The sequence below is a fragment of the Pseudomonas sp. TNT2022 ID642 genome (assembly GCF_028656995.1).
Taxonomy (GTDB): Bacteria; Pseudomonadota; Gammaproteobacteria; order Pseudomonadales; family Pseudomonadaceae; genus Aquipseudomonas.
In genome coordinates, this window is sequence record NZ_JAMDGW010000010.1 from 46064 (window position 1) to 56276 (window position 10213).

At 58.6% G+C, this 10213-nt stretch carries 10 protein-coding genes; 7 read left to right on the forward strand and 3 right to left on the reverse strand.

The window, feature by feature from the left end; translation table 11 throughout:
• The first annotated feature begins 182 nt into the window (after positions 1–182).
• Together M5G26_RS11390 and M5G26_RS11395 are read left to right on the forward strand one after the other, a co-directional pair.
• Positions 183–758: a PadR family transcriptional regulator gene (locus M5G26_RS11390; protein ID WP_273915345.1), complete on the forward strand. Its 576-nt coding sequence runs from the start codon at positions 183–185 to the stop codon at positions 756–758.
• Complete coding sequence (locus M5G26_RS11395) at positions 755–1543, forward strand: siderophore-interacting protein (RefSeq protein WP_134177601.1); 789 nt, start codon at positions 755–757, stop codon at positions 1541–1543. The genes M5G26_RS11390 and M5G26_RS11395 overlap by 4 nt, the downstream gene beginning before the upstream one ends.
• Positions 1544–1635: 92 nt before the next feature.
• On the opposite strand, the gene M5G26_RS11400 is transcribed toward M5G26_RS11395, so the two are convergent.
• Both M5G26_RS11400 and M5G26_RS11405 read right to left on the reverse strand, forming a co-directional pair.
• The gene (locus M5G26_RS11400) at positions 1636–2268 is read right to left on the reverse strand and encodes a Pr6Pr family membrane protein (protein WP_273915346.1); all 633 of its coding nucleotides are present in this window, start codon (positions 2266–2268) and stop codon (positions 1636–1638) included.
• Position 2269: 1 nt separating this feature from the next.
• Entirely contained in the window at positions 2270–2500 is a 231-nt protein-coding gene (locus tag M5G26_RS11405) for a VF530 family DNA-binding protein (RefSeq protein WP_007916799.1), read from the reverse strand.
• A 300-nt stretch (positions 2501–2800) separates the two neighbouring features.
• Between M5G26_RS11405 and M5G26_RS11410 the strand changes: the two genes are divergently transcribed.
• The 3 genes from M5G26_RS11410 to M5G26_RS11420 all read left to right on the forward strand — a co-directional run bounded on the left by M5G26_RS11410 (position 2801) and on the right by M5G26_RS11420 (position 7667).
• Positions 2801–4162, forward strand: a complete 1362-nt coding sequence (locus M5G26_RS11410) for a carbohydrate porin (RefSeq protein WP_273915347.1) — start codon at positions 2801–2803, stop codon at positions 4160–4162.
• A 217-nt stretch (positions 4163–4379) separates the two neighbouring features.
• Positions 4380–6791 carry a glucose/quinate/shikimate family membrane-bound PQQ-dependent dehydrogenase gene (locus M5G26_RS11415; protein ID WP_273915348.1) on the forward strand — a complete coding sequence of 804 codons (2412 nt, stop codon included), beginning with the start codon at positions 4380–4382 and terminating at the stop codon, positions 6789–6791.
• 510 nt (positions 6792–7301) lie between these two features.
• Positions 7302–7667, forward strand: coding sequence for a DUF6124 family protein (locus tag M5G26_RS11420; RefSeq protein ID WP_137219352.1), 366 nt, complete (start codon positions 7302–7304; stop codon positions 7665–7667).
• A gap of 65 nt (positions 7668–7732) precedes the next feature.
• Here the strand turns inward: M5G26_RS11420 and M5G26_RS11425 are convergent, their stop codons facing one another.
• On the reverse strand, positions 7733–7921 hold the full coding sequence (locus tag M5G26_RS11425; protein ID WP_150693206.1) for a hypothetical protein: 189 nt from the start codon (positions 7919–7921) through the stop codon (positions 7733–7735).
• Positions 7922–8608: 687 nt separating this feature from the next.
• Between M5G26_RS11425 and M5G26_RS11430 the strand changes: the two genes are divergently transcribed.
• A complete protein-coding gene (locus M5G26_RS11430) occupies positions 8609–8983 on the forward strand; it encodes a DUF6124 family protein (RefSeq protein WP_127929640.1) in 375 nt (124 codons plus the stop codon).
• A 242-nt stretch (positions 8984–9225) separates the two neighbouring features.
• A complete protein-coding gene (locus tag M5G26_RS11435) occupies positions 9226–9678 on the forward strand; it encodes a hypothetical protein (RefSeq protein ID WP_273915349.1) in 453 nt (150 codons plus the stop codon).
• The last annotated feature ends 535 nt before the right edge of the window (positions 9679–10213 follow it).

Sequence of the window (10213 nt, forward strand, 5' to 3'; positions counted from 1 at the left end):
GCAAATAGAGTGATGACTTTAACTTTCAAGTTATCCCGCGTGAAATTCGCCGGAAAAAACGTCGCTTGCATTCGCGGCGCGAGCACCGCTCGTCAGTCGAGGTCGCGGTGCGGAGAAAAACGTCTTGCACCCGCCATAAGATATATCTTAAGTTGTATCTAAACACGACGAGAGAAGACGAAATGAGAGACCATCATTCCCCCCACCGCGAACACGGCGACGGCCGTGACGGCTTTGAGAGGCGCCCCGGACGCGAACGCGGCGGCCGTGGCCCACGGGTGTTTGCACCCGGTGATCTGAAATTGCTGTTGCTGGCGCTGGTCGCCGAACAGCCGTGCCACGGCTATGACCTGATCCGCCAGATCGAAGGCATGTTCGACGGCGCGTACAGCCCCAGCCCCGGCGTGATTTACCCGACGCTGACCTTTCTCGAAGAGAGCGAACTGATCACCGGCGATGCCGAAGGCGGCAAAAAACGCTATAGCGTCACCGAAGCCGGCCGTTTGTCTTTAAGCGAACAAGCCGTAGCACTCGATGGCGTGCGCATGCGCATCGATGTCAGCAAACGTTCGTTGCGCGGGCATGATCGTCCGCCGGAAATCCACGAAGCCGTACACAACCTGCGCCATGCCCTGCAAATGCACCATGGCCGCTGGAGCGCCGAAGAAATCCTGCGCGTGCGTGACCTGCTCAACGACACCGCCAAAGCCATCGTCGACGGCCCCGCCGTTCAACCTGCCCCGGAGAAAGCCGAATGACTGCAGTCGATACCCAAACCATTCACCGCGTGATGCACGAAATCAAACGCCGCAAGCTGGAAGTCCTGCGCGTGGTCGACCTGACGCCGCGCATGCGCCGCATCACCCTCGGCGGGCCGGAACTGGCCGGGTTTACCAGCCTGGGCACGGACGATCACGTCAAACTGTTGTTCCCGCAGAACGCCGAGCAGGCCGCAGCGCTGGAGACCATGGTGCTCGGCGCCGGCAAGGACGATGGGCCGAAACCGGAAATGCGCGACTACACACCGCGTCGCTATGACCTCGACGCGCTGGAGCTGGACATCGATTTCGTTTTGCACGGTGACGGCCCTGCGTCGACCTGGGCCGAGCAAGCCACACCGGGGCAGTTCCTGCACATCGGCGGCCCGCGCGGCTCGATGATCGTGCCGGACATCTTCGACAGCTACCTGCTGATCGGCGATGAAACCGCCCTGCCCGCCATCGCCCGCCGTCTCGAAGGTCTGGCGGCCAATCGCAAGGCGCTGGTGGTGATTGAGGTGGAAAACGGCGCCGAGCAGCAAGTGCTGGAAAGCGCGGCGCAGGTCAATGTGATCTGGGTGTTGCGCGAGGGTAGCAAGGACAATTTGCTGGCGACGGTGAAGCAATTGCAGGTGCCCACGGGCAATCTGTATGCGTGGGTCGCGACCGAAACGAAAGTTTCGCGACAGATTCGCCGGGTGCTGATTGATGAGCACGGGCTCGATGAGCAACTGATCAAAGCGGTCGGCTACTGGCGCGCCGAAGGCACCTCCGAAGAGGAGTAAATCCCCCGATCAAAAGATCGCAGCCTTCGGCAGCTCCTACATTGGAATGCGTACACCTGTAGGAGCTGCCGAAGGCTGCGATCTTTTGATTTTCATCGCCGTAATCGGTCCAAGCCAATGACCAACAACCCAATCACCACAAACCCCACCAAAATCCCCCCGGCATTGAGCAGCACCTGTGGATAACCCAACACCGCCACATCAATGAACGGATACGCATACGCGCCGAGCAAATGCCCGCGCAGTAGCGCGTAGATGAAATACACCAGCGGATAAATCAGCCACACCGGCAGATGCCACAGGCGCAAAGTGCCTTTCGCGACGCACAACCACCAATACCCCAGAAACAGCAACGGCATCACGTCGTGCAGCAACTCGTCAGCGATAAATTGCCAGCCTTGCGGGTGCCACAAATGCCGCAGCAAAAGGCTGTAAGCAAGCCCGACCACAGCAATGCTCACGGCAATCCCGCTACTCACCCATGGCTGCAAAAACCAGCGGCGCGCAGCGGATTCGCGAGCGGTCACGGCGCAGGTCAGCACCGTCGCCACCAGTGTATTGGTCAATATCGTGAAGTAACTGAAAAAGCTCACCAGCCCGCCCAACAGGCTGGCGCCGACACTCAATCGCGCGAAGAAAATCAGGTACAGCTGAATGCCCAACCCTGCCCAGCCCAGTACGGCTGCGCAGGTGATCAGACGACGACGCCAACAACCGGCGTCCATGTCAGAGCGGTCGCTTGGTGCGCATCAGCTTCACGTACAGACGCTCGACCTTCTCCCGCGCCCAAGGGGTTTTGCGCAGAAACGTCAGGCTCGACTTGATGCTCGGGTCGCTCTTGAAACAGCGAATATCGATGCGCTCGGCCAGCCCCGACCATTCGTAATGGCTCACCAGCGCGTTGAGGATCTGTTCAAGGGTCACGCCGTGCAGCGGATCGGGGGTTTGTTCGTTCATGCCAGGCCTTTGGGCGAAGTGAAAATGCAGAAGCCGCGCACCTTAGCCGAGGGGGTGTTCGGGTGGAAGGCCTACCTTCAAATGTAGGCCAACCTGAAAAGATCGCAGGCTGTGAAGCGGCCCACAATGCGCCCGTTTGCCGCACTGTTACCGAATCCGAAACGCTGCATGTTCACAAAAGGCCTTTGTCTTTTTGTAACAGATCATTATCCTGCCGCCCTTCCGCTGAATCGCTTCACTGCCTGCGACTTATTGAAGCACTCAGCCCGCACCCCCGAAAACACCAAAAAAGACTTAGCCATGCCCGATTTTTCCTTCTCCCGAGACAGCGCTATCTCAGCCCTGCGCACCCTTGGCGGCTGCACCGCCCTGGGCCTCGCCACTTGCGCCCAAGCGGCGCCCGCGTTCGACAGTGAATCACCGTACATGCTCGGTGACTGGAACGGCACGCGTACAGAACTCTCGGAAAAAGGCTACGACTTCAAACTCGATTACACCGGTGAAATGGGCAGCAACCTGCACGGTGGCTACGACCATGACCGCACCGCGCGTTACAGCGATCAGTTCGGCCTGGGCACACACCTGGACCTGCAAAAGATCCTCGGCTGGGACGACGCCGAGTTTCAACTGACCATCACCAAACGCAGCGGCAACAACATCAGCAACGACCGCATCAACGATCCGCGCGTCGGTGGTTTCACCTCGGCCCAGGAAGTCTGGGGCCGTGGCCAGACCACACGCCTGACGCAGATGTGGTACCAGCAGAAATTCTTCGATCAGAAACTCGACATCAAGGTCGGCCGTTTCGGCGAAGGCGAAGACTTCAACAGCTTCCCGTGCGACTTCCAGAACCTCGCGTTCTGCGGCTCGCAGGTCGGCAACTGGGTCGGCGGCATCTGGTACAACTGGCCGGTCAGCCAATGGGCGCTGCGCGTCAAATATCACCTGACCCCAGAGCTGTATGCACAGGTCGGCGCCTACGAGCAGAACCCGTCGAACCTCGATCGCGGCAACGGTTTCAAACTCAGCGGCAGCGGCACCCAGGGCGCGATTCTGCCGGTCGAACTGGTGTGGACACCGAAGCTCAACGGCCTGCCGGGCGAATACCGTGCCGGTTATTACTACAGCAACGCCAAGGCCAGCGACGTCTATAAAGACAGCCAAGGCCAGCCGGCAGCGCTGAGCGGTGAAGCCTATCGCAGCGCCTCAAGCAAACACGGCGTGTGGCTGGGTATTCAGCAGCAGATCACCAGCGTCGCCAGCGACAACTCGCGCGGCCTGAGCGTGTTCGCCAACGGCACGATGCACGACAAGAAAACCAACGCGATCGACAACTACGTGCAGGCCGGCATCACTTACAAAGGCCCGTTCGACGCGCGCGCCAAGGATGACATCGGTTTCGCCCTCGCCCGCGTGCACGTCAACCCGGCGTTCCGCAAAAACGCCGAAGCGAGCAACCGTGCCAACGCCGTTTACGACTACGACGATCCGTCGTTCCTGCCCCCGCAAGACACCGAATACAGCGCCGAGCTGTATTACGGCGTGCACGTGACCAACTGGCTGACCGTGCGCCCGAACCTGCAATACATCCGCCACCCCGGTGGCGTGAACGACGTCGACGACGCCCTGATCGGCGGGATCAAGATCCAGTCCTCGTTCTAAAGAACCACTGAGACCCAATGTGGGAGCGAGCCTGCTCGCGAAAGCAATTTCAACTTCACCAGAGAAGTCGTCTGACACACCGCTTTCGCGAGCAGGCTCGCTCCCACAGGAAAATTCGTTAGCTAGACAAGTTTTTATCTGAACCATGCCTGTGCCAAATCGTCATCTAAAGTGACTACAGCGCGGGACTAAATAAAACGTCACGGAGAATCACACTATGAGCACCGAAAGTGCTTCGAGTCGGGGCCGTTTGCTACCGAGCCTGCTCGGCATTCTGCTTCTACTGATGGGCCTGGCCATGTTGGCCGGTGGGGTCAAGCTGAGCATGCTCGGCGGCTCGCTGTACTACCTGCTGGCCGGTATCGGCATCGCGCTGAGCGGCATTCTGATGCTGATGCGCCGTCGCGCGGCGCTGGGTCTGTACGCCATCGTTCTGTTCGCCAGCACCGTTTGGGCGCTGTGGGAAGTCGGTCTGGACTGGTGGCAACTGGTGCCACGTCTGGCCCTGTGGTTTGTCCTCGGCTTCGTGATGTTGCTGCCGTGGTTCCGTCGTCCGCTGCTGCTTAACGGCCCGGCGCCGATGGGCACTGGCGGTCTGACCGTCGCTGTGGTGCTGGCCGGCGTCACCGCTCTGGCCAGCCTGTTCACCCACCCGGGCGAAACCTTCGGCGAACTGGGCCGCGACACCGCGGACACCACCAGCACCGCGCCAGCCATGCCCGATGGCGACTGGCAGGCCTATGGCCGCACCGAGTTCGGTGACCGTTACTCGCCGCTGAAGCAGATCACCCCGGCCAACGTCGGCAAGCTGCAAGAAGCCTGGCGCATCCAGACCGGCGACCTGCCGACGGCGGATGATCCGGTCGAGCTGACCAACGAAAACACTCCGCTCAAAGCCAACGGCATGATCTACGCCTGCACCGCGCACAGCAAAGTGTTGGCCCTGGATCCGGACACTGGTAAAGAACTGTGGCGCTTCGACCCGCAGATCAAGAGCCCGGTCGGTTTCAAAGGCTTTGCGCACATGACCTGCCGTGGCGTGTCGTACTACGACGAAGCCGCGTACGCGAAAACTGAAAACGCTGCCTCGGCGGTGATTTCCGAAGCCGGCAAAGCCGTTGCTCAGGCCTGCCCGCGTCGTCTGTACCTGCCAACCGCTGATGCTCGCCTGATCGCACTGAACGCCGACACCGGCAAAATCTGCGAAGGCTTCGGCAACAAAGGCGTGGTTGACCTGACCCAAGGTATCGGCCCGTTCACCGCCGGTGGTTACTACTCCACCTCGCCAGCGGCGATTACCCGTGATCTGGTGATCATGGGCGGTCACGTGACCGACAACGAATCGACCAACGAGCCATCGGGCGTGATTCGCGCCTTCGACGTGCGCGACGGCCACCTCGTATGGAACTGGGACAGCGACAAGCCAGACGCCACCGAGCCATTGGCACCGGGCGAAACCTACAGCCGCAACTCGGCGAACATGTGGTCGCTGGCCAGTGTCGACGAAAAACTCGGCATGGTTTACCTGCCACTGGGCAACCAGACTCCAGACCAGTGGGGCGCTGATCGCACTCCGGGCGCCGAGAAATTCAGCGCCGGCGTTGTAGCCCTGGACCTGGCCACCGGTAAAGTGCGCTGGAACTACCAGTTCACTCACCACGACCTGTGGGACATGGACGTTGGCAGCCAGCCAACCCTGCTCGACATGAAAACCGCCGACGGCGTGAAACCGGCGCTGATCGCTCCGACCAAACAGGGCAGCCTGTACGTCCTCGACCGTCGTGACGGCACGCCGATCATTCCGATCAAGGAAATCCCGGTCCCGCAAGGCGCCGTGAAAGGCGACCACACCGCACCGACCCAGGCCCGTTCGGACCTCAACCTGCTGGCCCCGGAACTGACCGAAAAAGCCATGTGGGGCGCGAGCCCGTTCGACCAGATGCTGTGCCGCATCCAGTTCAAAGAACTGCGTTACGAAGGCCAGTACACCCCGCCGTCGGAACAGGGCAGCCTGATCTACCCGGGTAACGTCGGCGTGTTCAACTGGGGCGGCGTCTCGGTCGACCCGGTTCGCCAAATGCTGTTCACCAGCCCGAACTACATGGCCTTCGTTTCGAAAATGGTGCCACGCGAGCAAGTCGCCGCCGGCAGCAAACGCGAAAGCGAAACCGCTGGCGTGCAACCGAACACCGGCGCGCCATACGCGGTGATCATGCACCCGTTCATGTCGCCATTCGGCGTACCGTGCCAGGCCCCGGCCTGGGGCTACGTTGCCGGTATCGACCTGACCACCGGCAAAGTCGTGTGGAAACGCAAAAACGGCACCAGCCGCGACAGCTCGCCAATCCCGATCGGCTTCACCTTGGGCGTGCCTAGCATGGGTGGCTCGATGGTCACCGCTGGCGGCGTCGGCTTCCTCAGCGGCACCCTCGACCAGTACCTGCGCGCGTACGACGTGAACAGCGGTAAAGAGCTGTGGAAATCGCGTCTGCCGGCAGGTGGCCAAGCGACCCCGATGACCTACACCGGCAAGGACGGCAAGCAATACGTGCTGCTGGTTGTCGGCGGTCACGGCTCGCTGGGCACCAAGATGGGTGACTACGTGATTGCGTACAAACTGCCGGAATAAGTTTTAAGCGGCGGTAAAAATAAAGGCGATGTCCCGCAAGGGGCATCGCCTTTTTTGTGCACGCCAAACACCCATGTAGGAGCTGCCGAAGGCTGCGATCTTTTGACTTCGTTTTTTAAAAGCCAGATCAAAAGATCGCAGCCTTCGGCAGCTCCTACAGGTTGAAATGCGTTGATCTGTGGGAAAGGTACTCGTCCTACAGACGTTGAAAGTGGCGCGGAGTTTTCCGACAAGTCGCGTCGGTTGTGCCTCGGAAATCGGCTGGATAGGCTCTGGGGGTCGCTGCAAATTCAGCGATGGGGCGTCGCGGCCCGATAACTGATGCATAATCGCCAACCTGACGGCACCTCGGTGCCCGTTGTTTGTGTCATGGCGGCTGTGCGCGGGATACCGTCCTTGGAGGTATGCCGATTTCTCAGTTATCGGTCCGCGAACCCGCGTACAGCTGCCACCTCAGATTGCGTCGCGGCAATCGAAGGCAGCTCCACTTTCACCAACTGAGTATTCATCATGAAAAAACCAACACCCAATCCCCCGGAAACCAACGACACCTCGCCCTACGAATCCCCCGATTCCAAGAAATTCCACGAAGCCGCCGAACGTGCCCTCGACCACTACCTCAAACCCAACGCCTTAACCCTGCGCTTCCACAAACCCAGCACCATGTTCCAGGTCGCCCCCGAACAGGACAGCGAAAGCCTGCTGGTCCACGCCTGTGAATCCCTGGCGCAAGCCAGCCTGATGACCAGCGACATCGCAGCCTACATCGACCTGCCGCAGCGGCGCACGATCCTGGCGATCCAGCAAATCATCATGCTCGCCGAACTGGCCGTGAACCGCGTGCTGGATAACCACGAAATTCCCGCACAAACCTGACAACCCACCTTGTGCAGGAGCTGCGGCAGGCTGCTCCTACACAGACGAACGTTAGCCCGGTTGACTCAAAAAGCTTTCCCTCCACTTTTCATCCGCTGCAATCGATCATTGATCAATTGCTCGGCCTGTTTGCGGGTCTCAAGCAACAAACTCTCATCTGTTGCGCTATAGATCACCCGAAAATGCAGTCCCGGAGTGTCGGAGAAATATTCGCGAATGATGTAATCCTTGTACTTCGAATCTGTATAACTCACGGTTTGATTCCTTGAAGTCGATAGATTGGCATGCAGCATTCTGACGCCCAAGGGCGCCTGGTTAATCTCGGGGTGACCGCCAAATATGTCTACTGTCAGAAATTACAGGGGCTCAAGACCGGTTCGAAATAAACCGCAATGAGTTTGATCTATGAGTGATGCGTCAGATTGAAGATAACCCTCGAGAGCCATCGCCTTTTTTTCCACGCCATTTTCAGAATCATCAGAGACAACCTGTGGGAGCGTGCTGGCGATTGCGGCCTGACATTCAACATCTCTGTTTACCGAAAGGACCCCATCGCTAGCAGGCTAGCTCCCACAGGTTGAAAGGTGTTGATCTGTGGGAAAGGTGCTCGTCCTACAGACGCTGAAAGTGGCGCGGAGTTTTCCGACAAGTCGCGTCGGTTGTGCCTCGGAAATCGGCTGGATAGGCTCTGGGGGTCGCTGCAATTTCAGCGAACGGGCGTCGCGGCCCGAGCAGTTCATTCGATTTGATGCATAATCGCCGGCCCAAACTGGAGCGCTCAGGTGCTTTTAGTTTGGTTTGATGGTGGCTGTGCGCGGGATACCTTCGGGTATGCCGAGATTGCCGAATGGCTCGGTCCGCGAACCCGCGTACAGCTGCCACCCTCTGTCGCGTCGCGGTGATTGAGAGTGACAGCCCCACTTATCATTCGGAGCGTCACCATGAAAAAGCCGACACCCAATCCCCCCGAAACCGACGACACCTCGCCCTACGAATCCCCCGATTCCAAGAAATTCCACGAAGCCGCCGAACGCGCCCTCGACCACTACCTCAAACCCAACGCCTTAACCCTGCGCTTCCACAAACCCAGCACCATGTTCCAGGTCGCCCCCGAACAGGACAGCGAAAGCCTGCTGGTCCACGCCTGTGAATCCCTGGCGCAAGCCAGCCTGATGACCAGCGACATCGCCGCCTACATCGACCTGCCGCAGCGACGCACGATCCTGGCGATCCAGCAAATCATCATGCTCGCCGAACTGGCCGTGAACCGCGTGCTGGATAACCACGAAATATCTCAATCTCCACCACACAGCTAACCCTCTGTGGGAGCGAGCCTGCTCGCGAAGGCGTCAGCGCATTCGGCAGTTGGAGTAACTGACACAGCGCTTTCGCGAGCAAGCCTGCCCCACACATGATCAGCACTGCGCCTTCTATATAACCTCAATCAAGAAGGTTCATCGCGAACAAGTATAAAAACCTGTCAGATATGACAGTTCCCCGTTTTTAACCTCTATCTCAGACTTCCTTCTCCAACTAAATCAGTCACAGGAAGCCCCCCATGACCCATCCAAAGGCATCCCCAGCAGTTTGGGTAAACGGTATTCTTAACGTTGATGTAAAAGGCACCATTGGCGGTACGCCAGTCAATTTGACCAGTTTCCTGACGACCAACGTTTCTGCGTCTGTCAACGAGCTGGGCGGTTACAATTTTTCTTTCGAAGATAATCACAGTTCATCGAGCCGACGATCACTCAGCATCTCGCTTCGCAAGCTGCTGGATCCTTCAATCGCTGACTACTATGAATATGTCGTGACCGAACGAGGTATTCATCCTTATGACTATGAGTTGACATCCTCTTCCGGCATTACTGTAAGTCAACTCAATAGCGGCCTGTATTTATACTCCCTCGATAACTTGCAACTTTCCGCCAAGGCAGTCCACGGTGATGAAACGCGTGAACTCACCGGTAACGGATACTTTTTTCTCCAAGAGCTGACTTACCCTATCTAACAGGCAGGTCAGGCTTTCAGTCATCGGATTAATCGTGCGTCTGCCTTTCCGTCACGTGCAGGAACCGACGGAGGACGCACGCCGACATGCAATACCGAGTTGAATTCACATACTGAAAAGCCCCTCACCCTAGCCCTCCCGAAACGTCGGACCGCCCGTAGGGAGAGGGGACTGACCGAGGTGTTTTGGCGAGCTACGCCGACGTGCGATACCGAGTTGAACTCAGATTCCGAAACAGATCAAAAGCCCCTCACCCTAACCCTCTCCCGGTGGGAGAGGGTACTGATCGAGGTGTTTGGATGAGCTACACCGACGTGAAATACCGACTCGAACTCAGATTCTGAATAAGATCAAAAGCCCCTCACCCTAGCCCTCTCCCAGAGGGAGAGGGGACTGATCTGAGGCGTTTGGACGAGTTACACCGACGTGAAATACCGAGTTGAACTCAGATTCTGAAACACATCAAAAGCCGAACCCCCCCGCTCTTCACCACTCAATAGGCCGAGTGTCAGCTCGCCTGCTCTTGATCTTGATC